Consider the following 22,425-nt stretch of genomic DNA (forward strand, 5'->3'; position numbering starts at 1 on the left):
ATCGCTTATTTTCTGCTTATTTTAGTTCATCAATAATTGTCATCAATAAAATCTTTCAAAATTAAATTGCATACAATTTAATTGCTTGTATATTTGCAGTGTTGTTTTACTTCAATATAAAAAAATCAGGAAGTTCAATAACCGCCAAGTAGTTTAATTTAAAACAAAGAAAAAATGTCATTAATAGAAAACCTAAACTGGAGACATGCTGTAAAAGCTTATGACCCGAACAAAAAAATTTCACAGGAAGACCTTACTACTATTTTAGAATCAGCAAGACTGGCTCCTACTTCATCCGGATTGCAGCCCTTCCGAATTATTGTAGTAGAAAACCAGGAGTTGAAAGAGAAAATGGTAGCCGGAGCTTTAAACCCTGAAGTAATGAGAGATTCTTCTCACGTTTTGGTATTTGCAGCATGGGACAGCTATTCTAATGAAAAAATTGACAAAGTTTACGATTATCATACAGATGTAAGAGATCTTCCGAGAGGACGTTTCGGAAGCTATACTGATACAATCAAGAAAATGTACGGAGCACAGACTCCTGAAGAGCATTTTGCACATACTGCCCGCCAGACTTATATTGCCTTAGGAATTGCTCTTGCACAGGCGGCAGAACTTAAAATCGACAGTACTCCGGCAGAAGGATTCAACAATGCGGTAGTGGATGAGGTACTGGGATTAAAAGAACTGGGATTAAAAAGTGTAACTCTTTTATATCTTGGATATCGTGATGAAGCTAATGACTGGCTTTCTTCTATGAAAAAAGTCAGAATTCCAATGGATGAATTTATCATAAAAAAGTAATACCTTCATCGAATCTTTCGTACCAAAACTTATGGAAAATCCGAAAACACCTAAACTAGAAAACCAGATTTGCTTCCCGCTGTATGTTATTGCCAAGGAGATTACTGGACTTTACCGTCCTTTCCTCGATGAGCTTGACATGACGTATCCGCAATACCTTGTAATGATGGTATTATGGGAAGGTGACGGACTTACGGTAACGCATATCGGAGAAAAACTGTATCTGGATAGTGGAACTTTAACACCTCTTCTTAAAAGACTGGAGTCTAAAGGATTTATTAGCAGAAAAAGAAAAAAAGAGGACGAAAGAGTGGTTGAAGTATTTTTAGATGAAGCCGGCAAACAGCTTCAGAAAAGGGCATGCGAAATTCCGGGAAAAATTCAGGAAAAACTGGGTATACAGCCGGAAGAACTGCTGCATCTTAAAGACACAGTCCTAAAAATATTAAACAAAATAGAAAAATAAATGAAAACATTATATACAACTCAGGTAACTGCTCAAGGAGGCAGAAACGGACATGTAAAAAGTGAAAACGGAGTTTTGGATCTTGAAGTAAGAATGCCAAAAAATCTGGGAGGAGCCAATGATGATTTTGCCAATCCTGAAATGCTTTTTGCAGCTGGATATTCTGCATGTTTCGACAGCGCTCTGAACAGAGTAATCAGCCTTTCTAAAGTGAAAACCGGAGAAACAACTGTTACTGCACAAGTGAGCATTGGCCAACTTGAGAACGGAGGTTTCGGTCTGGCAGCAGAGCTTGACGTCAACATCCCCGGAGTTTCTATTGAGGAAGCACAGGCTCTGACAGAAAAGGCACACCAGATCTGCCCATATTCTAATGCAACCAGAAATAATATGGAGGTGAAACTAGCAGTAACCAACAACGATTAATCCAATTTTTTTTAAGCATAGTTATAACGAAATGAGCTGTTTCCATGGAAACAGCTCATTTCTATTTTATATTTTTAACCCCAGATTTCTCAGATGGACACAGATAATTGCGTTTATTTTAAAAGACTGATTCGGCTATTACTCTCTTAAAAATAGATTAATTTTGTATCATGGACATTATTACAGATATCGTTTGTCAGGTGTATGCAGGACAAAAATCAAGAAAGACAATCAATTTGGTATTGAATACATTTCTTCCCGGCTACGAAAAATTAAATCTTGATTATACTTATCCAAGACACGACAGGAATTATATTTTTAAAACGGAAGATGAAATGATTGGTTATTTCATTGAAACGCCTTCCATCACCCAGACTTTTTATTGGAATAAATATCATGATAATCCCAACAAAATCATGGTAGGTGCAGATATTACTGATGACGACAAACTTATTATGAGCCTGACCTTAAATGGTACCAAGGAAACTGAAAAAATGTATTTCGACCAGCTCAAAAGTATTTTACAATCTGATATTGGAGTGATTTCACACGTTGATCCTTCAGATTATGAAGATGGAGAAGATTTTATTTTGAAATATAGATAAACAAATTATAGCGCACTGACATAATTCATAACTCATCATCACCTCCTGTCTTTATTTACATCACTTTTCTGATAGGCATCTACCTTTTTATAAGAATCGTTTTTTTCTTTTTCTTTTTTATCGGAAATCAGAATTCCGAAAAGATGGTCGATCTCATGTTGGAAAATTACCGCTGTAAAACCTTCTACAATTTCTGAATATTTCTGTCCTTTCAAATCAATATATTCCAGCAGAATCACTTTACTTCTGTAGAACTGATCTCTGAAATCGGGAATAGACAAATCTCCTTCAGGCCCAAGATTCTGCAGATCGGAATGCCAAACAATGACAGGATTAATAAAATATTCCAAAGGAGTTCCTTCTTTGTCAAAACGTTGTACCCAGATAATTTTTCTGTTGATTCCCACCTGAGGCGCTGCAATTCCTACTCCGCCATCCGTAGAAAGAAGAGATTCTTTCATTCTTTTTACCAGAATAGCTGTATTCGGATCAAGGGGATCAATTTCTGAAGAAATACTCAATAGCGTTTTATGTTGATGGGTATCGGTAGTCTGATAGATGGGCAATGCAGTATTTGTATCACCTTGATTAATTAACGAAATTTCATTGGAAGTGAGTTTTTGGGCATTGATCAGTCCGATAAAAAAGATCAGCAGAATGGATATTTTTTTCATGTTTTTTGGAATGTTGTACAAAGGTAAAAATTGTGGAATAAAAATGATTATTCAATAATTAATTTTACGTTTTGGCTAAAGCCAATGGAAGTTTTGTTATAAAAAATAAACGGGCTAAAGCCCGTTCCTATTGAATTCAATGTAAGTAGTTTATTTTTGTCATTCTGAAAGGAATGCAATGCAGTGAAGAATCTCATAATTAATAGTAAGATTCTTCCTTCGTCAGAATGACACTTTTGTAAAAAAAATTAAAAAGTCTTAGTCATATCTCCCGGAATAATCAGATTGAAATCTGTCGGGATATAGTCTTTGGCCGGCACTTTCAGTTCAGGATCTCCTGATTCAAAAACAGAGATTACTGCCATTTTCAAATTAGGATTTTTCTGTTTGATATACCAATAGATTCCGCCAAATTCTTTGCTGTGATAGTTTCCGTTGTAATGGATAAATGTTTTTCCGGCCTGATAATTTTTCAGAATAGATTCTGCCATTGTAGCATCTTTCGTTGCCTGGGCTGAAATAAAATTCATCACTTTTGTTCCTTCCGCATGATCTCCCATCATCTTTTTCATTTCTGGATATCCTGGGGTGTCCAGCGTAACTTTGATAGGCAGCTGAGCAATGTATGTTTTCTCTTTTCCGCTTAATTTATTCAGGGATTCAAGACCTTCCTTCGCGGTTTGAGAGGCATATTTCCTTGGGATATTGGTAGCAATAAAATTCAGTTTTTTATCTTTAGCAAAATCAACCAGAGGTTTATAATCTGTTGCATAATTGTTCCATAAACGGGCAGAGTCTTTCAATGTCTTAGCATCAAATTTTCCGTTTAAATACTGATTCAGCTGTGCCTGATTATCTCGTTCAAACATTTCTGCGCCTAAAATAAGCTGACCGTTCTTTTTTGCAAACAAGGCTTCTGTAATTTTAAGCTGAAGCCAGTGATTGATAGAACTGTTATGATTTTCTCCAAAAAAGACCACATCATAATCCGCCAGTTCTTTCACCAGTTTGTCAGTCTTTATTTCCTTTCCTTTCTTATCATAAAACTGGTAAGCTTTAAAGTCCTGGGCCTTCAATGAACAGAAACCGGCAAGCAATATCGCTATGAAAATATTTTTCATTTTATTTTATATTTAACCACAAATTACACAAATATTTTGGCAGTTATTGCACTGTAACAGCACATCTTCTTTATTTAAATCTTAAAATTATTTTTCGCCAAAACCTGAAATAAAAAAGACCGCTTTGAATTTCACAAACAAAACGGTCTCATTCAAATTATCTAATTATTACTTTTCTAATGCTGCTACAAGGTCCTTCCACTCCTGAAGCTCAGGAATTCCAGGTTTTCTTTTCCCGAAGAACTGAACAATAAAGTCTCCTTCTTTGTTGAATACTTCGATAGCTGTTACTTCTCCGTCTTCTGTTGGTTTTTTAACGATCCAAGCTTCTGCAATTTTCGTTACATCAAGGTGTAAATTGAAATCAGGATCCATTACATTGAACCATTGCTGGTGCCAAAGTGTTTTCTTCACATTTCCTGTGTGAATCTGAATAATTCCTCTGTTTCCAACGAAAACCATGATTGGTGTATTTTTTTCAGAAGCATCTTCAAGGATGTTTACCACTTTTGCGTTATCGATTTTCTTAGCAAATCCTTCCGGAGCTAATCTTAATGCCTGTGTTCTGCTTACTCCATATTTTCTTGTCATCATGAAAAAATCATGTGTGTCTTTCAATTCTGTCCAAGCTTTTTTGAATCCATCTACATCAATTTCAGAATCTGCTTTTTCAGCCTGTTTTGGAGCTACTGCTTCAAAAGCCAATACCTGATTCTGATCTTCTGCTTTGAATTTCTCTACAATCGCATCGAAAGCAGCTTCATTGCTATTTTTAGTCAAATAAATCTTGTGAAGTGCCAATCCGTCTTTTCCGAAAAACTGAAGACTTTTCTTATCTCCTTCCCATACTGCAAAAGCAAATTTCCAGTGGTTAAGGAAAATTCTAAGGTCGATATCTTCACCTACAAAAAGCTGTGCATGAGGGCTGCTGAAATCTCCGTTCAGATACGTTCCTTTTCTTTCATGAACACACTCATCATTACGGGTAAGAGCCATTACTTTTCCTAACTGCTCAGCTTCTGTAAGGATTCCCTGGAAATCCGGGTTCAGGACAGTAACTCCTTCTCCAATGCTTGTTGCCAATAATTCGGCTTCACTTACTTCTAATTGTGCTGCTGCATTTCTTATTCTGATATGTGGATTTTCTGCTTTCAGGGCTTCCCATTTTTCCTTTAAATCATTAACTAATGTGCTCATTACTTTACTTTTTTATGGTTAAAATTGTATAAATTCTTTGTATTGTTTCGTTTCCTGTTTTACTTTTTATTTCTTCTTCTTTTTCAGAAGTTTTCATCCTTTTAAAATGACTTTTGGAGATCAGTTCTTCCATTTCACTGTTGTTGTACAGGATGAAGTCATATTCCGTAAACGGCAGTTTTTCCATGAATTCTCTTTGTCCGAATGTAAGAACGAATGTTCCGTCATCTTTTAAAACCCTGTGTATCTCATTTAAAAATTCTACCGGACTTTCCCAGAAATAGACTGTATTGACTGTAAATATTTTATCAAAAGTTCTGTCCTGGAAAGGGAGTTTTCTACCTTCATACAAAATAAAATCTGCCTGGCTTTCAAATTCTTTATTGAGCCTTTTGGCTTCATTATGCATGGTTTCAGAAATATCAATCCCGGTATATCTGAGATTTTTGGCAAGACTCATTATGCTTTTCAGGTGTGCTGCATTCCCGTGTCCTATTTCGAGGATTTGCTGATCATCATCTACCACCAGTGTTTTGATACTTTCTAACGTCATACTGATGTTAGTGGTATTCATCATTTCACCAATCTCGATGCCTTTTTCCCCCTGAGGATTGGCAAGATTCTGTGCAAGGATTTTGAGTTCTTCTTTTTCCATGGTTATCCAAAAATGATCATAGGGTTATTGGTAATTGGGTGTTCGCAAATGGTACAGGGAAAATTATAGGCATTGCTGATATTTTCTGCTGTAAAAACTTCCTGTGGAGTTCCATAGGCGGAAACCTGTCCTGATTTCATTAATAAAATTTTGTCTGCAAATTGTGCCGCAAGGTTGAGATCATGCAAAACAACAATGGCACTATTGGCTTTTTTTGTAAAATTTTTGATAATTTCCAACGCCTTATACTGATGTTTTATATCCAAATTGTTCAAAGGTTCATCCAGAAAAACCAGTTTGTGGGCAATTTCATTTTCAAGCTGTGCCATTACTCTTGAAAGATGTACACGCTGCTTTTCTCCTCCTGAAAGTGTATTGTATTCTCTTTCTTTAAGATGAAAAATATCAGTTTCGTACATCATATTGTTCATGGCTTCCAGATCTTCTTTTCCGGGCTGAGCATCAAAATACGGATATCTTCCCATCATGATCACATCTTTTACCTCAAGCGGAATATCATTGCTGTTGTGCTGTGAGAACTTTGCTTTATGTTTTGAAAGCTCTTTGATATTCCATTCTCTGATGGGTTTATCCTTAAATAAAACCTTATTATTTCCGGATTTCACTTCATCTGCCAATACGCTCAGAAGACTTGACTTTCCTGCTCCGTTAGGTCCTACAATAGCCAGAAATTCACCGTATTCCAGAGAGACATTTACCCCATCCAGAATCCTGAATTCTTTATGTTTATAATTAATCTGGTGTGCCTTGATCATTACAGTGACTTTTTAAATTTAACCAAAATAGCGATAAAAATAGGTCCTCCCATTAAGGCTGTTAAAATACCGATCGGCAGTTCTGATGGTGCCACAATACTTCTGCTGAAGGTATCTGCTGTCAACATTAAAATGCTTCCACACATTGCTGATAATGGCAAAATAAAAGCATAATTGGATTTGAATAAGAGTCTTAAAATATAAGGTACAATAAGACCTACAAAACCTATAGTTCCTGAGAATGCCACACAGCTCCCTACCATTAAAGCTACAATAATAATAATCTGCTTTTTCAGCCTTTCCACATTGATTCCCAGATGGTGTGCATCTTTTTCTCCCAGCATCATTGCATTCAAAGCTTTGCCTTTCGGCAATAAAATGATATAGGCAATGATCATAACAATGGCCAGAATGATATTCTTAGTCCATGTTGCTGCTGCCAAACTTCCTAAATTCCAAAAGGTAAGATCTCTAAGCTGCTCATCTTTTGAGATGTAGATCAGAAATCCGGTTACTGAAAAACCGATAGCCGTTATTGCGACTCCCGTAAGCAGCATCATGACCACATTTGTTTTTCCTCCGCTTGTTGAAATTCTGTAGACCAACATCATTGATAAAAAAGAACCGATAAACGCCGCGATTCCTACCAGTGAAAATTGTACAGCCTCAGGAAGATATTCTTTGAAATGTCCTCCTAAAACAATCGCAATTGCTGCCAGCAAAGTTGCTCCCGATGTAAGTCCTATTAAATCTCCCGTTGCCAAAGGATTCTTGAAAAGTCCCTGAAGACTTGTTCCTGAAACCGACAACATACTTCCTACTAAAATTGCCATGATAATTCTGGCTGCTCTTACGTCCCAGATTACATATTTATCACTCAATGATAAATTGGAATCTCCTTTTATAAATTGCCATAGTGCCATGAACGGAGAGTTTCCTCCAAAATCATAAACTCCTGTATTAAGTGACAGTACTGCTATAATAGTAAGCAGTACTGCACTTATAATAAGATAAAAGTATAGTTTACTTTGTGTTTTCAATTAAAAGTTTGTTTAATCCTACTGCTGCTTCTCCTAATCTCGGTCCGAAACCTGATACTAAACCTCCGTCCATTGCGATGATCTTTTTATTCTTCCCTGCATTGGTTTGGGAAACACCCGGCATTTTTAGCGCGCCTTCATTTCCTCCTGCTCCCTGTAAACCTGTTTCAAAGAAGAACAGTACATCAGGATTGGCTTTTACAACGGCTTCAGGGGTCAATGGTTTGAAATCTTCAAAATCAGTTACGGCATTTTCACCGCCTGCAAGGGTAATTAATGAAGCCATTGGTGTATTTTTACCACTCACCATCAGCATATTTCCTCTGGCATAGATGAACAATACTTTTGGCTTTTTAGCAATAGTCTGTACCTGTTTAAGATCTGCATCGATCTTGTCATTCAGTTTCTGGTAGTCTGTATTTCCGATAGCTTTTGCTACAGATTCAATCAACTTTTTAGTTCCTTCTACCGTATACTCCTGTTTGAATACTTCAGTTTTAATTCCTGAAGATTTTATTTTCCCCATCAATTCCGGGTTGATATCTTTATCAGAAGCTAAAATTAATGTTGGAGAGACTGCCATGATCGGCTCAATAGTCATTGATCTCATGTGGCCTAAATCTTTAGCTGTAGCTTTTAAAGATGCAGGATAAGTACTTGTAACATCCGTTCCTACGATTTCTTTTTCGTGGCCCAGGGCAGATACTATTTCAGTAATTCCTCCACTTAATGTTACTATTTTATTGTTGGTCTTTGGTGCTTCAGAAGTAGCTTCCGTTGTACTTTCTTTTGGTGATCCTTCTGCCTTTTTGCAAGAATACACTGCTACAAGTACAGAAGCTGCAAGAATGAATTTTTTCATGATATACTATTATTTGATTATTTTATAAAGGTTCAAATTCAAAATTGGTGTACCCCCGGTTTCCGTTTTCGTCTTTCATTTTGTTAAACCTCAGTTTAAAGTAGAACCCTTCAGCATCTTTCAATACAAAGAAACGGTCTGAGTAGACAAAAGGAACCGGATTCGATGCCGTCCCCGTGGTTGTTCTCCACTTATCACCAATGGCTCTGTGATCATTAAATACAAATTTGGCGGGCTCAACATCTTTCAGTTTAAATGCAGTATAAGCCTGATCCAGACTTCCTGTAACACTTACCTGATAAGCGCCTACTCCATTTAAGGTATTGGTAGTTACAAAATCTGCATAGAAGTAGCTTCCCGCACTGGTTGTAGGTCCCATGAATACCTCATTGGTAAACGTTGTGAATGCTAAATCCCATCTTTTTTTCTTAGGCTGAATCTTTACCGGTGTACCCGTTTTCAGGTTAAAGAATGTGAAATTGTATTCAGTATCTTTTGTAATGATATATTCTTTAATATCTGTTCCTGTTGCATTCAAGTCGGCATAGCGAATCTTGTATCCATTTTGAGCTCTCAGAATCTGAATTTTTTTCCATCCTCTCGGATCACCGGATAATGAAACAGAACCGGCCCCAATATTGGCTGCGGAAGGTATTTCTCTTCCCATATTGATTAGATAAACAGGATTATCAGCGTCATTTTCTTTGATGGCATCAATTCCGGAAGTCTGATTTAGGAAATCTCCATTCGGATTGTCAATATATTTCATATTGGCAGCATCAAATGTTCCTACCTGAGCAATTTCTTTCAAGCTTGCTGCATCAGCATCTTTTACTTTACTGATATCTGTAGCATCAGGTATTTTAATAACTGTCATAGCAAGAGATCCGTTCATAATCACACGAAATTCATCTCCTGTATAAAAACCAAGATCCCAATCTGTTCTGCTGTTGACAGCCGGATTGGTGTAATCACTCAGATCAATCCAAACCTGATTAGGTTCTGTAGGACCACCCACTTTTACGTTAACTTCTGACCCAGTCATAGGTGGAACCGGAACCGGATCTTCATCTGCAGAAAGGCAAGACTGAGTGGCCACCATGACGGAAAGAATAGAAAATATTTTTAAATACTTCATAACAGTAACTTATTATTTAAAATTGAAACATTAATCGGGCAAAATAGCTTCTGCCGTAGTATAAATTAACAAAACCGTTCGCTGCTGTATGGGCTGAACCCGCAATTGCAGTAGAGTTTAACCTCGTCACATCAAATATATTTTTCACCCCCACAGAAATTTCGAAATGCTTATTCCAGAAAGGCTGGCTTACGATGAAATCCATCATATGAAAACTGTCTACTTTTCCCAGGCGGAAGCCACTTGCCCCGTCAGACACATAGATTCTGTCCGGACCTGTAAATTTGTAATAAAGGGCAAAATTGGTATCGGTATTTTTCAGTTTGTAAGTTGCCGAAGCTCCTGCCTGTACTAAATACTGGAAGTCTGTAGGAGAAGAGGATGTTAATTCATTCATTGATACCGATGTTCCGTTTACTGATCCTCTTAAAGACAAAGCAAACTGATCTTTTCTAAAATCTACATTGGCTGAGAATAATAGATTTTTATAGGTATTAAGATTCATGTATTTGTAGGTGGAAGGTTGTTTTACCACCACCATTTCAATCCTGTCACGTACATCCAGATATAATGCATCTACTCCGTAAGCTATTTTCCAGCCATTATTCACTGAAAAATTCTGATTCCAGAAAAGTCCTGCTGAGAATCCTTTTTCAGGATTTAAATCCGGATTTCCCTGTACATCATGGTTAAGATTTACAAAATAGGTGTACAGTTCGTCATATTTAGGAAAACGGTTTGCTGATCCTACGATCGCTCTAAGATTTGAATTCTCAGAAGTTTTATATCTTGCTGATAAGGAATAGTTGTATTGATTGTTAAAGTTTTCACTAAGGGAAAGTCTTACTCCCGGTCTTAATGAAAGTTTGTCTGAAACATTCCATTCTGCAGAAAGGAAGTTGGAATAGGTAAATATTTTTCTTTTTACGGCTTCTCCAAAGAAATCTCCTGCAATCAGTGCAGCATAACCATTGGTATAGTCTAATTCATATCCTAACTGAAAATCAAAAACTTTGCTATCCAGGAAGTTACTGAACATCCCTCTTGAGTAGATGACATCTGTCTTATAATAGGATTTTTCGTCCTGACGGCTCTTTATCGCTCTGTTTGGAATGTCGTAATTGTAGTCGTAATACTTTCTGTCCTGATTCTGATAGGAGAAGTCTCCCATGTACCGGATATGCCCCAGATTAGTTTGAATATTAAACTGGTGTACCCAGCGGTCTGTATTGTACCTTCTGTCTCTACTTTCATAAGAAACTCCACCTACACCGTCATTAAGCGGGTTTCGGCTTACTTCCGGGTTATAGAAGTTGAATTTCTCATTAAGATAGGACAGCTTGTAGAAGAATGTTGTTTTATTTTTGGTATATCTTAGCAATGCAGAAGCATCATACTGGTCTTTCGGATTCCATTCATATCCTCTCTGATTGTCCTGTCCGAAATATTTGTAACCTTTGCTTTCTCCTTCATATCCCATAAACTGGTTATGGTTGAAATTGATACTTGCAAACCATTCATTGCTGATGTTATAATCTATATTCAGGTTTTGAATATGTCTTCCGTTCCCTCTTTTCTTAAGATCGTAATTATCTCTTACGGTTTCTTCCTGTACTGAACCTCTTACACTTACTTTTTTTGTACTGGTTTTCTTGGTGATAATGTTGATTACCCCGGCAACAGCTCCATTTCCATATTCAACCCCCATACTTCCTTTTACAATTTCAATTCTTTCGATATTGCTTAAGGTAATTTTTGTAAGATCAATATTACTTCCCAATCCTGTATCTCCTACTACCGGAATATTGTCTATAAGGATTTTTACATAATCACCATTAAGTCCCATGATATTGGCAGTGGAATTTCCTGAACGGGTATCCGGAGTGATCTGTATGTTAAGACTTTGATTTAAAACCTCGGCAACATTAGTCGCCGCCATGTTTTTAATCTGTTCTGCATCAATAACCTCAACCTTATATATTGATTTGTTAATGGACTGCTGCATATACTGTCCTGTAATAACAACTTCTTCAATTTTCTTTTGATTAAGAGAATCCTTTTCTTGTGCATTCATCCATAAGGCTACAGATAATGATAGAACGGAAATCACTTTCTTCTTCATAAGGGTACAAATTTTCGACAAATATAAAACTTTATTTAGACTCATTAAAAATAAATATATATTTTTGTGGAATAATTCTAAATAAAAATAATCTCATGAAATTAAAATTACTTTTAGGAACTCTGATGTTTACAGCCTTAACAGCAAATGCTCAGGTATCTAACATCAATGAAAATTTCAATAATTTTACTGCAGGTAATACTACTTTCCCTCAGTTTGGATGGGCTGCCATTGTTGCTCCAATAACCGGAGAATTTCCTCCCGTACCTCCGAGAATGATTGTAGCAGGTGATTCAAACAGGTTCGTTCAATCCTACGCAGGAAATAATGCGACAGGGTCTTCATATCTGATTTCACCACAAATTGAAACTCCAACCGGAAATAAAACATTGACTTTTGATACTACTTTAGTGTCTCCATCTCCTGGTCCGGGAAGTATTCAGATTGGAGTAGCATCCAATCCTGCGGATATGTCAACATTTGTTCCTGTCGGAAGCCCTATCAATGTATCAGTTATTGGTACAGTTCAGAATATCAGTGTAAATATTCCGGCATCTACAGGTTCATATATTGTATTTAAATTCACTCCTACAGCAACACACGTTGCGATCCAGGTTGATAATGTCGTTTATAACACAACAGCTTCTTTAGGAGTAAATGACAATAATAAAGTGACAGAAAACCTCAGATTTGCATTAAATTCTGATCAGACAGCATTGGAATTTAAATCAAAAAAAGATCTTAAAAATATCAGTATCTATTCTGCTGCAGGACAGAAAGCAGCAGAAGGAAAACCAAACGGACAAATATTTGATATCAGTACACTTCAGACAGGAGTATATTACATGAATATTGAAACTGCAGAAGGAAAACTTATCCAATCAAAATTTATCAAGAAATAAGGTTTATTAGACTATTATCTACCTTTTTAAAGCCGGCGGGACTATTCCTTCCGGCTTTTTTATTCTTATTTTTTACTTATCAAAAGTATGATTAAAATAAAAACACGATAAAAATCATGTTTTTATTTAGACTCATTAAAAATAATTATATAATTTTGTAGAATCATTCTAAATAAGGATTTAAAAAATAAGTTATGAAAACAAAACTATTATTGGCTTCAGTATTGGCAATGTCTGTTCAGCAGACTGTTTTGGCACAAACTGATGCATTTGGATACTCACAGGTAAATATGACAATGGGAAGCGGATATCAAAACAGAGTTTTTGTAAACCTTGCAGATGGTAATATGGTTTCTCAACCTGCCAATACCTGGGATGTTGCTTTTTATAGAAATTCAAACTATGCATTTGGATCAAGAATAAATGATGCAAAAGATATCGAAGTATTCACTGCTTCAACAAATCTAGCAGACTGGGATAACATCAGCATCAGCAATGAATCTTCATGGGGAGACCCTCTTTATAACCCGGATCAGACCACTGACTGGAGCCAGGGAGCTTTTGAACAGGGGCCTGTGACATCTCCAAACCCTAATATCCCTTCAACAGGATGGGGAGTTTACAACCCGATAAATCACCATATCCAGGGGAAAGCTATTTTTGTGTTAAAATACCCTTCAGGAACATACATCAAATTTGCCATTGAAGATGCCTTTGCAGGATATACTTTTAAATACTCAAAATGGAACGGTACTGCATGGGGAGCTACAGAAACAAGAACAATCGCTAATGGAACGGATGATTCTTATTTTAATTATTTCTCATTTGATACCGGAGCAAAAGTTCCTAGTCTGGAACCGTCAAGAACTGCATGGGATTTCATATTTACTAAATATTATACATTCTATATGGGGGTACAGATGTATCCACTTTCCGGAGCAATCCAGAGCCCAAACATTAAAGTAGCAATGGTACAGCCGGAAACTCAGGCAACAACAGCCTATACAATACCTGCCACAGCAAGTTTCTCATCAGCTATTACTACTGTAGGACATTCTTGGAAAGGGATAGGAACCGTTAAAAATGATGTTGTCTACTACGTCAAAAAGGGAAATGATTACTATAGAATGTACTTTACTACAAACGGTGGAGCAAGTACAGGAAATATGTATTTCAAATACAAGAAGATTACTGAAACATTAGGTATTACAGAAGTTGGGAAAAAGGCTTCTTTTGGTATTTATCCTAACCCTGCACCAGCTGATAAAAAAGTAACGGTTCTTTTTGATGTTAAAGAAAAAGCAAGCAACAAAGGAAATGTAGAAGTCTATGATCTTACCGGTAAAAAGGTATATTCTGCTGAACTTACGAATCAGGCAGGATTCTACAAACAGGATCTGAATCTTTCTACACTTACATCAGGGAATTACCTTGTAAAAATTACTTACGGAGGTCATTCGGAAACGAAAAAGCTTATCGTAAAATAAATATTTTATTTTAATACTTTCTATTTTTTCTAATAAAAAGGCGGTTTCAAGCTATTGAGACCGCCTTTTATTTTTTAAGGAAACCGAAAAAATCTTTAAGTCTTTATTCTTAAATCTTTCAATCCTCGATATTAATATATCTTAAATCCTTTATACACTTCTGCTGAGCTCTCCATGATCTTGGAAGCATCTTTACGGAAATCCAGAAGGTGATCCTGACCGTTGTGTCTGTTGTGGTGCTCTACACTTTCCCAAAGCTCAATCAGGAAGAAAATTCCTTTATTATCTTTATCTTCAATAAGGTCATACTGCAGGCAGCCTTCTTCTTTTCTTGTTTCTTTCACAAGGTTCTGAAACAGCTCTACGGCATCCATCAGATAATTTTCATTAAACTTAAAAAGTGCAATGATATGTAAATTCATGTTCTAATATTTAGTGATGTAAAAGTAAAATATTTTCAAAACCGAATATCTTTTTAAGCTCTTTATTTTTCAATACAATGCATAATTTTTAATTAAAAACTGATTTATAAATAGTTATAGAACTCATCACAATCACCAATGTTCCGATAATCACAAACATTTTCTTCACAGGAAGCTTTGCAGTAAGCATCGCTGAAAAAGGAGCCGTAATAATTCCGCCAATCAAAAGGCCGAGAATGATATTCCAGTGCTGGATTCCCAGAGTAAAGAAAAAGGTAACGGCAGCCGTTATGGTAAGGATAAATTTGGCTACGGTAGAACTACCTACTGCAAATCTTGGGGTAAAAGCATTTTTAATCAAAGTTCCGGTTACCAGAGGTCCCCACCCACCACCGGCAAAAGAATCTATAAACCCTCCTATCACTCCCAGTCTGGTAAGATTGGTTTTTCTTTTCAATGCTTTGCTCTGTTTTTCTTTAAAAGCATTCGATAAAATCTGAATTCCGAGATATAAAGTATAAAAAGCAATCAGTGTTTTGGTGATCTTCGCATAATATTCTCCAAGGTAAGTAAGGCTTACCGCACCAATAACTGCCCCAATAACTGCCGGCACTGCAAGCTTCTTCACTAAACTCTTACTGACATTCTTCAATCTGATATGGCTGAGACTTCCCGCTGCCGTTGTAAAACTTTCTGCCGAATGGATACTTGCACTCACAATATGAGGCGGAATATTCAGAAGCATAAGTGTGGTGGTACAGATCACTCCATACCCCATTCCCATTGATCCTGCAACAATTTCTGCAAAAACGCCTACCAGAAGCATCCAGTAAAAAATGTAGTTATCTTTTGCCAGAATGGTCTGCAGCTCTTCCAGATATCCCAGCTCATACATTGAAAAAACAGCAATAGATACAATGACAGCCGTCACCAGAAGGACATTAAGCCTTACCTGAATTTTTCTTGAAATCACCATATCACAGAGTTGTTTTAGTACATATTACCTCATTACCTGCAGCTTCGATAACAAAAACATCTGATATCTGCCTGCATAAGATTTGTTTTCCGGATAAAGCAGATGCAACAGTTGAAGATACTGTCACGCTGGAAGAGGTAAACGTTTGTAATGGGTATGTTTCTTCTTTTGAAACCATAATTTATTCATTTGAAGTATTGCAAATATCTGATAAAAATATTTATTCTACAAAATAAGTAGACTAATAATTCAAAAAAAAGGACCAGGTCAGTCGACCAGATCCATTAAAGTTTTTTTCTCAAGAATATTCAGTGAAGCATCCCGAACTTCTATCAGTACATCATGAAGTCCACAGTGATCTTCATTGCAGTCGTCACATTTTTGATAAAAATTCAGACTTACACAAGGAAGCATGGCAATAGGACCGTTTACAAGACGGATAATTTTGGCCAGTTTCACATTTTCAGGTTTTTCCTTCAGAAAATATCCTCCACCCTTTCCTTTTTTACTGTCAAGAATTTCCGCCTTTTTTAATTCAAGCAGAATATTTTCCAAAAACTTTAAAGGAATTTTTTTGTGTTCCGCAATTTCGGAAATAAGAATCGGGCCTTCATTTCTTTTTTCTACAAGATATGAAAGCGCCTTAAACGCATATTGAGATTTTTTTGAAAGCATTACAGCAAAAATAAGAAAATTGTTTAACATTTGAAAAGAGCAGATAAAGGTGGACAGGTAAATTTGTAAATTTGAGGTATTCCATTACGTATTTTTGCGTATCCGGCTTATCCGTAATTTTACGGTTTCAGTACCACATTTTTGCCTTTCTCCTATTAAATCATTATGTTTGCTGTATGTTCAGTAAACAAGAAGCACAGCAGTTAAAAAAGGAATTTTGGACAGCTTTTGGAAGATCATTTCCCAGAAAATGGATTCTTTATGATACCAAAATAAAGGATATGGCATTTAAATTTTCTGCCGATAATAAAAAAGCAGAAGTTTCTCTGGATATAGAAATGAAAGACGAAATTTTCCGAAACGCCTATTACGAAAAGATCTGGTCATTGGAAGATATTTTAAAAGATTTCATTGGAGATTTTCAAAAAGAAGAATACTTCACCCTTGAAAACGGTAAGATTATCAGCAGGATATGGATAGAAAAACATGGTGTTTCCATTTTTAATAAAAATACATGGCAAGAAATTTTTGAGTTTTTTGTGGACAAAATGGACGGTTTCGAAAGGTTTTACTATGAATATGAGGATTTTATAAAGGATATATGAAATACTTACGAAATAAATACTGTTTCACACTTCAAGCTTAGATAAAAAAGAAAACTTATCTTTGTGATACCCACTTAAACTAATAGATGAAACTAAATAATATGATTAAAAATGAGAAAAGTGTACAAAAACATTTTTGGAGAAATTATCTCCAAAAGTAAAGCTGTGAAGCTAAACGAATATCATCTGTATTATTATGAGGAAGATTCTGATTTTCTAAAAGAAATCGAATTCATCAACGAGGACAGTGTTTACAATATCAATTATTTTCTAAGTGACGAAGAAGACGAAGCAAAGGTAGTAGATTATCTCAGGGAAAAATCTGACTTTTTTGATATTGAAAAAAAAGAGACAGGCGACGGATTTATTATTTCTACCAATAAATTGTATTCCTTATCAGTGGACGAGCTGCCCTTAATTTCTAAAACTGTTTTCAAAGCGGACGACCCTGAAAACTTTATCTGTTCTCAGGTCATCGATAACGAAACTTATGAACCACAACTCGAAAGAACCATAAAATGCTGGTATACACAGGACGAAAGCGGTGAAAAATATGCTGCTATAGAATGCAGCTATCAGGAAGACGGAAAGCTTGAACTGGCTGTAGACAAGACTCCTGATCCCGACAATGAAGAAAACTGGGTCCAGTATGATTATGATACCTTCCAGGATCTTCAGGCACAGATCTCTACTGATATCAGTTATTACAGAACTGCTGCTTTACTTCCAAAAGAAACCTATCAGCAATAATCTATAGTTTTTATCACCAATCTCAAACATTATTGAATATAGATGTGACCTCAACTTTTTTACCGCCCGGAAAAAAACTGAAGTCCAGCTTACAAAACTGCAGGATTTAAAACAGATTTTCCTGCATTGAAGATTAATCTTTAGAAAAATAAATAGAGACTGTTTCAGGATTTGAGACAGTCTTTCTATTTTTTAACCTACTCAATCTGTAACAAAACTATTTCACCAGGTGTCTTATTATTAAAAAACATATGGGAAGGATTTTATTATCAATGGTAATTTCAGTGATGTTGATATCATGCCATTCGGTGAAGGAAGTTCGTCATGCTAATTATGATGTCAGAGATTCTCTGGATTCGGATGTCAATGCAATATACCAGCAAGGCCTATTCAACGGGTTTGCTGTTTCTGTGGTAAATGAAAAGTCGACTTTATATCAAAAGGGATTTGGCTTTTCAGATGTGAAAGAAAAGAGATTGTATACTGAAAATACGATACAGAATATTGCATCTGTTTCCAAAACATTCGTTGGAATTGCCCTTCTTAAAGCTCAGGAACTCGGAAAATTGAATCTGGATGATCCTGTTCAAAAATATTTACCCTTTAAAGTGGTTAATCCTCATTTCCCACAAACCCCGATTACCATTCGACAGCTGGCAACCCATACCTCTTCTATTCTTGACAACGAATTTTATTTATCTAGAAATTACTTTCTGAAACCTGATCAGAACCTGAATGGAGTAAAGCTCAATTTTGATGATGAACAGGTATTCAACCCTGCAGATTCAATAATTTCAATGTCTGTTTTTTTAGAAAATGTACTGGCAGAAAACGGAAAATGGAATACAAACAGTTTCTCTGCCTACAAACCGGGATCAATCTATGAATATTCCAATGTAGGAACTGCTCTGGCAGCCTTTATTATTGAAAAAGCTACTGGACAAGCCTTCAATAATTTCACAAAAGAATACATCCTGAAACCTTTACATATGAAAGATTCAGGCTGGTCATTTGAAGAAGTAAAGTTTTCTAAATTCTCCAGACTGTATGAAAATCCCCAGATTCCACTTCCCTATTATCAATCTGCAACATATCCTGATGGTGGGTTTATTACAAGCATCAACGACCTGAGTAAATATTTAACCGAACTTATCAAAGGCTACAATGGAAAGGGAACCATTCTGACTCAGAAAAGCTATAAAGAATATTTTACCCAGCAGCTTACGGCTTCCAGCTTCACGGAACGAAATGATAAAAATCCCTACAGCGAATCTTATAATGTGGGAATATTTATGGGTTTTGGTTATACAGGATATATTGGCCATACCGGAGGTGATCCGGGAGTAATGTCTATGCTGTTTTTTGATCCTAAAAACAACCTGGGTAGGATTATGATCTTTAATACGAATTTCTCGGATAAGAAGGGAAATGATGCTTTTTATGGGATCTGGAATGTATTGGAGAAGTACCAATTGAAACTATAAGCCAGCCGAGTTACAATCGATTATTAATAACAATTCCATGAACAATTCATTAAACTGAATTGATTCTAAACAGTGTTGAATCATATTATAATAAAAAGTCCGGAAGATTTTTTCTCCCGGACTTTTATATTTTATCCAAATTTCTTTTTCCTCAACCAGAAGAACAATCCTCCGATAAGACCGATAATCGCCAGTGGGAGCAGTAAATTCAGCCACTGCCATGTGGATTTCTCTTCAGTAATTCGTTGTCTGTCAAGAAGTCTTTCTTCGATATTTCTGTTTCTAAGCTCCATCAGGTTACTGTCATCCAACAGATAATCCAAGGCGTTTCTAAGGAACTGTTCGTTTCCAAATTGTTCGTTCGTAAGCAAATCTACCCCTAGTGGAAGCGGTTTTCCTTTGATCACCTTATTTCTTCCTACATCACCGTCTGCAATAACGATCATTTTGTTTTCCGAGCTGGATGTTTTGAATCCGGGATAGGATTTTCTTTCAATTCTTGATGCATAAGCAGAATTAAATTTCCCTTCCAATGCTACCGCAAAGATTTTCGGTGTACTTGGTTTTTCCATTTGTCCAAGGCTGTCTACGCTTGCAACCTCTTTCAGATCCACATAGTTTGGAACCTGTTTCAATAATGTCCTTTCACTGGATTCGAAAAGAACTTTTGTTTTGATATTCTTTCTTCCCCCTAAAGTATCAATAGAAGTTGGAAATTCAAATTTTACAGGGTTGATATTTTTTGTAACCGGATTATTGTTTTCGGCTATTCCAAGCGGAAAATATGGCCAGGGTAAGCTTGTATATTGAGGATTTCCACTCACTTCTCCTGTCACTAATCTTAACAGGGCAAACTTCTTAACGTCTTTTACCAAAGCAGGATTAATTCTCAGCCCATAATTGAAAAAGAAGTCTGTCATGTTGATATCTACAGGGAAAGGCATTACTTTTTTGGATCTTGTTAAGGTATCCATTTCAGCATTTACGGCATCAATCATCCAAAGGGTTTTCCCTCCGTTCATAATGTACTGATCAAGAATTACTTTTTCATTATCTGTAAATGCTTTTCTCGGTTTTGCAATCACCAAAGCACTCATCTGCTTCAATAACGGGATATCTTCCAATGAAAGTTCAGTTTGATTTTTAGGAATAATAGGCCCTGCATCATAGTTTTCCATTGCCAGCTGTACAAATCCCTGGAATTCGTCCGGACTCAATTCATCCTGATTAACCAAAATCCCAATTTTCTTTCTTTTTGCTGCTGCAATATTTTTAATGTTGGAAACAAGGTTATATTCCAATCCTTCAATAGATCTTGTCAACTGCTGATCGGCATCAATTCCTGCCTGTTGTACCACCAATGGTATAGAAACGCCATCATTTCCATGCTTGATCACAGCATATGGGAAAAGCGTGATCTGTGAGATCTTCCCGTCTTTTACATCCGGAAGAATAGACGGCTGCATCCCCATCGCCATCAAAGTGTCCTGAGACATTTTTGTTTTAATCGGATCGATGAATTTAAAATCAATCTTCGGATTAATTTTTCTGAATTCTTCCAGCATGAATTTCGTTTCACTTTGCAGCTGTTTGAAACTTGCCGGAAAATCACCTTCCAGATACACTTCAACAGTCAGAGGTTTTTTTACGGACTCCAGTACTTTGATTGTGCTATCAGAAAGGGTATATCTTTTTTCTTTTGTTAAGTCTAATCTTATGCCCGAATAGGTCAGGATAATTACCAATGGAACAATTGCAAATAAGAAAATTCCCAGTGGAGATTTAGCATTGATCTTCTTCATAACTCTACTTCTTTTTGTTTATAAAATGATTGGACAATACTAATGAAGCACCAATAACAAGAACAAAATACGCTATATCTTTAAAATCAATAAGCCCTCTTGTAAAACCTAAGAAATGCTGATAAAAACCAATATTCTGAAGGATAAAGTCTGCTCCTCCCAAAAGTTTATAACTTGCTAATTGCTCGATTCCGAAATACATAATAAAGCACATGAAAACACCCAACAGATAAGCCATAATCTGATTCTGAGATAATGAAGAAGCCAAAATTCCCACTGCAGCAAATGCCGCAATTAAAATAATCAATCCAAGGTAACTCCCAAAGGTCATTCCAAGGTCTATATTTCCTGCAGGAACTCCCAGCACATATACTGTATAAAGGTAAATCAATGAAGGAATAAGGCATAGAATCCCAACAATCCATACAGAAAGGAATTTTCCGGTTACGAGCTCAGAAACTTTTAACGGCTGTGAAAAAAGCCAGTTTAATGTTCCTGTTTGCTGTTCTTCCGCAAAAGTTTTCATAGAAAGGGCCGGAATGATAAACATCAGCAGCCATGGAACCAATACGAAATAGCTCTGAAGCGAGGCCATTCCGATCTCAAAAATATTAGAATCGTTGTCGAAAAAGAACAGGAAAAGAGTTGCTATCAAACTGAAAGCGGCAATGATCACCCATGCACTCCAGTTTCCAAAGTAACTCCAAAGTTCTTTCTTTAAAATTGCAATCATAGTTTTTTTGTAAGATGTAAAAAGGATGAATGTACTCAGACATGCGCCCTACTCCACAATTATTTGTTTTTTTTATTTTTATTAACCAGTTTCACGGTCATCATGATCAGAAATACAAGAACGAAAAATCCTGCAATTAATTGCCACCAGTATTCGATCACCATTGATTTTAAAATCACCGTAAATACGACCAGAAACAGAATGAAGGTAGCAATTTCATTGGCCTGTCTCAGTTTTATATTGGCAATTGGCAGTGTATTTCCATGTAATTCCTTTAAATGAAGGACTTTTTTCCAGCACCAGTAATGGTAAATGGCAAGCCCGATCAGGAAGGTCAGTTTTAAGTGAAACCATCCCATTTTCATCAAACCGGTATTTAAAAAAATCATGACCAATCCACATACTGTCATGATTACCCCCGCAGGTACGGTAATAATATTCCACAGTCTTCTGGCCATAAAGGTGTACTGCTCTCTCAGAATTTTCTTTTTCTCTTCAGGAAATTCATCAGTATCCTTATAGTAAACGAAAATCCTAACGAGATAAAAAATTCCCGCAAAGTAGCTTACCATGAAGATAATATGTAAAGCTTTGATGATGGTATACAGCATCCTAAAAATTTGTTTGCAAAGATAGTTTATTTCGGAAAAAAAGAGAATTTAATCTAAAATCTTTAGCTTAAAATAATAAAGATTAAATA

Annotated in this window: 25 protein-coding genes; 10 read left to right on the forward strand and 15 right to left on the reverse strand. The window is 36.2% G+C overall.

The annotated features are described in order from the left end of the window. Positions 1-174: 174 nt before the first annotated feature. From ACPF63_RS13825 to ACPF63_RS13840, 4 genes are all read left to right on the forward strand, one after another. Complete coding sequence (locus tag ACPF63_RS13825) at positions 175-807, forward strand: NAD(P)H-dependent oxidoreductase (RefSeq protein WP_047383317.1); 633 nt, start codon at positions 175-177, stop codon at positions 805-807. 31 nt (positions 808-838) lie between these two features. Further along, a complete protein-coding gene (locus ACPF63_RS13830) occupies positions 839-1,273 on the forward strand; it encodes a MarR family winged helix-turn-helix transcriptional regulator (protein ID WP_426480302.1) in 435 nt (144 codons plus the stop codon). Continuing rightward, a complete protein-coding gene (locus tag ACPF63_RS13835; RefSeq protein ID WP_426480303.1) occupies positions 1,274-1,699 on the forward strand; it encodes an organic hydroperoxide resistance protein in 426 nt (141 codons plus the stop codon). It begins immediately after the preceding gene. Between the two features lie 170 nt (positions 1,700-1,869). Next, positions 1,870-2,304 carry a hypothetical protein gene (locus tag ACPF63_RS13840; protein ID WP_426480304.1) on the forward strand — a complete coding sequence of 145 codons (435 nt, stop codon included), beginning with the start codon at positions 1,870-1,872 and terminating at the stop codon, positions 2,302-2,304. Between the two features lie 38 nt (positions 2,305-2,342). Here the strand turns inward: ACPF63_RS13840 and ACPF63_RS13845 are convergent, their stop codons facing one another. The 9 genes from ACPF63_RS13845 to ACPF63_RS13885 all read right to left on the reverse strand — a co-directional run bounded on the left by ACPF63_RS13845 (position 2,343) and on the right by ACPF63_RS13885 (position 11,889). After that, positions 2,343-2,978 (reverse strand): peptide deformylase, encoded by a 636-nt coding sequence (locus tag ACPF63_RS13845; RefSeq protein ID WP_426480305.1) that lies wholly within the window; start codon positions 2,976-2,978, stop codon positions 2,343-2,345. A gap of 248 nt (positions 2,979-3,226) precedes the next feature. Then, the gene (locus ACPF63_RS13850; RefSeq protein WP_219072425.1) at positions 3,227-4,099 is read right to left on the reverse strand and encodes a ChaN family lipoprotein; all 873 of its coding nucleotides are present in this window, start codon (positions 4,097-4,099) and stop codon (positions 3,227-3,229) included. Between the two features lie 168 nt (positions 4,100-4,267). Further along, a complete protein-coding gene (locus tag ACPF63_RS13855; RefSeq protein WP_426480306.1) occupies positions 4,268-5,296 on the reverse strand; it encodes a hemin-degrading factor in 1,029 nt (342 codons plus the stop codon). Between the two features lie 4 nt (positions 5,297-5,300). Next, the gene (locus tag ACPF63_RS13860) at positions 5,301-5,951 is read right to left on the reverse strand and encodes a class I SAM-dependent methyltransferase (RefSeq protein WP_426480307.1); all 651 of its coding nucleotides are present in this window, start codon (positions 5,949-5,951) and stop codon (positions 5,301-5,303) included. 2 nt (positions 5,952-5,953) lie between these two features. Continuing rightward, positions 5,954-6,727: a heme ABC transporter ATP-binding protein gene (locus tag ACPF63_RS13865; protein ID WP_426480308.1), complete on the reverse strand. Its 774-nt coding sequence runs from the start codon at positions 6,725-6,727 to the stop codon at positions 5,954-5,956. Further along, positions 6,727-7,767, reverse strand: a complete 1,041-nt coding sequence (locus ACPF63_RS13870; protein ID WP_077415173.1) for a FecCD family ABC transporter permease — start codon at positions 7,765-7,767, stop codon at positions 6,727-6,729. Before ACPF63_RS13870 ends, ACPF63_RS13865 begins: the two co-directional genes overlap by 1 nt. Further along, positions 7,751-8,629, reverse strand: coding sequence for a heme/hemin ABC transporter substrate-binding protein (locus ACPF63_RS13875; RefSeq protein ID WP_426480309.1), 879 nt, complete (start codon positions 8,627-8,629; stop codon positions 7,751-7,753). Before ACPF63_RS13875 ends, ACPF63_RS13870 begins: the two co-directional genes overlap by 17 nt. 22 nt (positions 8,630-8,651) lie before the next feature. Further along, positions 8,652-9,767 carry an HmuY family protein gene (locus tag ACPF63_RS13880; RefSeq protein ID WP_426480310.1) on the reverse strand — a complete coding sequence of 372 codons (1,116 nt, stop codon included), beginning with the start codon at positions 9,765-9,767 and terminating at the stop codon, positions 8,652-8,654. 16 nt (positions 9,768-9,783) lie between these two features. Next, positions 9,784-11,889, reverse strand: coding sequence for a TonB-dependent receptor plug domain-containing protein (locus ACPF63_RS13885; RefSeq protein ID WP_426480311.1), 2,106 nt, complete (start codon positions 11,887-11,889; stop codon positions 9,784-9,786). Positions 11,890-11,984: 95 nt separating this feature from the next. Between ACPF63_RS13885 and ACPF63_RS13890 the strand changes: the two genes are divergently transcribed. Continuing rightward, positions 11,985-12,791, forward strand: a complete 807-nt coding sequence (locus ACPF63_RS13890; RefSeq protein ID WP_077415180.1) for a T9SS-dependent choice-of-anchor J family protein — start codon at positions 11,985-11,987, stop codon at positions 12,789-12,791. Between the two features lie 194 nt (positions 12,792-12,985). Further along, the gene (locus ACPF63_RS13895; RefSeq protein ID WP_426480312.1) at positions 12,986-14,278 is read left to right on the forward strand and encodes a T9SS type A sorting domain-containing protein; all 1,293 of its coding nucleotides are present in this window, start codon (positions 12,986-12,988) and stop codon (positions 14,276-14,278) included. A 131-nt stretch (positions 14,279-14,409) separates the two neighbouring features. Here the strand turns inward: ACPF63_RS13895 and ACPF63_RS13900 are convergent, their stop codons facing one another. Both ACPF63_RS13900 and ACPF63_RS13905 read right to left on the reverse strand, forming a co-directional pair. Continuing rightward, complete coding sequence (locus tag ACPF63_RS13900; RefSeq protein WP_426480313.1) at positions 14,410-14,700, reverse strand: putative quinol monooxygenase; 291 nt, start codon at positions 14,698-14,700, stop codon at positions 14,410-14,412. A gap of 88 nt (positions 14,701-14,788) precedes the next feature. Next, positions 14,789-15,676 carry a sulfite exporter TauE/SafE family protein gene (locus ACPF63_RS13905; RefSeq protein WP_077415184.1) on the reverse strand — a complete coding sequence of 296 codons (888 nt, stop codon included), beginning with the start codon at positions 15,674-15,676 and terminating at the stop codon, positions 14,789-14,791. Between ACPF63_RS13905 and ACPF63_RS13910 the strand changes: the two genes are divergently transcribed. Then, positions 15,664-15,912: a hypothetical protein gene (locus ACPF63_RS13910; RefSeq protein ID WP_219072423.1), complete on the forward strand. Its 249-nt coding sequence runs from the start codon at positions 15,664-15,666 to the stop codon at positions 15,910-15,912. The genes ACPF63_RS13905 and ACPF63_RS13910 overlap by 13 nt on opposite strands. Before the next feature lie 31 nt (positions 15,913-15,943). Here ACPF63_RS13910 and ACPF63_RS13915 read toward each other — a convergent pair whose 3' ends face one another. Then, entirely contained in the window at positions 15,944-16,351 is a 408-nt protein-coding gene (locus ACPF63_RS13915; RefSeq protein WP_077415878.1) for an RrF2 family transcriptional regulator, read from the reverse strand. A gap of 176 nt (positions 16,352-16,527) precedes the next feature. Between ACPF63_RS13915 and ACPF63_RS13920 the strand changes: the two genes are divergently transcribed. From ACPF63_RS13920 to ACPF63_RS13930, 3 genes are all read left to right on the forward strand, one after another. Further along, positions 16,528-16,956: a DUF4268 domain-containing protein gene (locus tag ACPF63_RS13920; RefSeq protein WP_077415186.1), complete on the forward strand. Its 429-nt coding sequence runs from the start codon at positions 16,528-16,530 to the stop codon at positions 16,954-16,956. Between the two features lie 120 nt (positions 16,957-17,076). Then, positions 17,077-17,706, forward strand: coding sequence for a hypothetical protein (locus ACPF63_RS13925; RefSeq protein ID WP_426480314.1), 630 nt, complete (start codon positions 17,077-17,079; stop codon positions 17,704-17,706). Positions 17,707-17,957: 251 nt separating this feature from the next. Continuing rightward, a complete protein-coding gene (locus ACPF63_RS13930) occupies positions 17,958-19,190 on the forward strand; it encodes a serine hydrolase domain-containing protein (protein ID WP_426480315.1) in 1,233 nt (410 codons plus the stop codon). A gap of 131 nt (positions 19,191-19,321) precedes the next feature. Here the strand turns inward: ACPF63_RS13930 and gldG are convergent, their stop codons facing one another. From gldG to ACPF63_RS13945, 3 genes are read right to left on the reverse strand one after another with little or no spacing between them, the layout of a single operon-like run. Beyond that, positions 19,322-20,992 carry a gliding motility-associated ABC transporter substrate-binding protein GldG gene (gene gldG / locus ACPF63_RS13935; RefSeq protein ID WP_426480316.1) on the reverse strand — a complete coding sequence of 557 codons (1,671 nt, stop codon included), beginning with the start codon at positions 20,990-20,992 and terminating at the stop codon, positions 19,322-19,324. A 4-nt stretch (positions 20,993-20,996) separates the two neighbouring features. Beyond that, complete coding sequence (locus ACPF63_RS13940) at positions 20,997-21,725, reverse strand: ABC transporter permease (RefSeq protein ID WP_047376920.1); 729 nt, start codon at positions 21,723-21,725, stop codon at positions 20,997-20,999. A gap of 59 nt (positions 21,726-21,784) precedes the next feature. Beyond that, complete coding sequence (locus ACPF63_RS13945; protein WP_077415194.1) at positions 21,785-22,336, reverse strand: CopD family protein; 552 nt, start codon at positions 22,334-22,336, stop codon at positions 21,785-21,787. Positions 22,337-22,425 lie beyond the last annotated feature (89 nt).

Source organism: Chryseobacterium sp. R2ACT005, from assembly GCF_049949215.1.
Classification (GTDB): domain Bacteria; phylum Bacteroidota; class Bacteroidia; order Flavobacteriales; family Weeksellaceae; genus Chryseobacterium.

Coding starts and splice junctions, on each gene's coding strand:
- ACPF63_RS13845 (WP_426480305.1), bottom strand. CDS start 2,978: ATGAAAAAAATATCCATTCTGCTGATCTTTTTTATCGGACTGATCAAT.
- ACPF63_RS13920 (WP_077415186.1), top strand. CDS start 16,528: ATGTTCAGTAAACAAGAAGCACAGCAGTTAAAAAAGGAATTTTGGACA.
- ACPF63_RS13865 (WP_426480308.1), bottom strand. CDS start 6,727: ATGATCAAGGCACACCAGATTAATTATAAACATAAAGAATTCAGGATT.
- ACPF63_RS13825 (WP_047383317.1), top strand. CDS start 175: ATGTCATTAATAGAAAACCTAAACTGGAGACATGCTGTAAAAGCTTAT.
- ACPF63_RS13945 (WP_077415194.1), bottom strand. CDS start 22,336: ATGCTGTATACCATCATCAAAGCTTTACATATTATCTTCATGGTAAGC.
- ACPF63_RS13895 (WP_426480312.1), top strand. CDS start 12,986: ATGAAAACAAAACTATTATTGGCTTCAGTATTGGCAATGTCTGTTCAG.
- ACPF63_RS13855 (WP_426480306.1), bottom strand. CDS start 5,296: ATGAGCACATTAGTTAATGATTTAAAGGAAAAATGGGAAGCCCTGAAA.
- ACPF63_RS13875 (WP_426480309.1), bottom strand. CDS start 8,629: ATGAAAAAATTCATTCTTGCAGCTTCTGTACTTGTAGCAGTGTATTCT.
- ACPF63_RS13900 (WP_426480313.1), bottom strand. CDS start 14,700: ATGAATTTACATATCATTGCACTTTTTAAGTTTAATGAAAATTATCTG.
- ACPF63_RS13930 (WP_426480315.1), top strand. CDS start 17,958: ATGGGAAGGATTTTATTATCAATGGTAATTTCAGTGATGTTGATATCA.
- ACPF63_RS13890 (WP_077415180.1), top strand. CDS start 11,985: ATGAAATTAAAATTACTTTTAGGAACTCTGATGTTTACAGCCTTAACA.
- ACPF63_RS13885 (WP_426480311.1), bottom strand. CDS start 11,889: ATGAAGAAGAAAGTGATTTCCGTTCTATCATTATCTGTAGCCTTATGG.
- ACPF63_RS13835 (WP_426480303.1), top strand. CDS start 1,274: ATGAAAACATTATATACAACTCAGGTAACTGCTCAAGGAGGCAGAAAC.
- ACPF63_RS13850 (WP_219072425.1), bottom strand. CDS start 4,099: ATGAAAAATATTTTCATAGCGATATTGCTTGCCGGTTTCTGTTCATTG.
- ACPF63_RS13830 (WP_426480302.1), top strand. CDS start 839: ATGGAAAATCCGAAAACACCTAAACTAGAAAACCAGATTTGCTTCCCG.
- ACPF63_RS13840 (WP_426480304.1), top strand. CDS start 1,870: ATGGACATTATTACAGATATCGTTTGTCAGGTGTATGCAGGACAAAAA.
- ACPF63_RS13915 (WP_077415878.1), bottom strand. CDS start 16,351: ATGCTTTCAAAAAAATCTCAATATGCGTTTAAGGCGCTTTCATATCTT.
- ACPF63_RS13940 (WP_047376920.1), bottom strand. CDS start 21,725: ATGATTGCAATTTTAAAGAAAGAACTTTGGAGTTACTTTGGAAACTGG.
- ACPF63_RS13905 (WP_077415184.1), bottom strand. CDS start 15,676: ATGGTGATTTCAAGAAAAATTCAGGTAAGGCTTAATGTCCTTCTGGTG.
- ACPF63_RS13880 (WP_426480310.1), bottom strand. CDS start 9,767: ATGAAGTATTTAAAAATATTTTCTATTCTTTCCGTCATGGTGGCCACT.
- gldG (WP_426480316.1), bottom strand. CDS start 20,992: ATGAAGAAGATCAATGCTAAATCTCCACTGGGAATTTTCTTATTTGCA.
- ACPF63_RS13860 (WP_426480307.1), bottom strand. CDS start 5,951: ATGGAAAAAGAAGAACTCAAAATCCTTGCACAGAATCTTGCCAATCCT.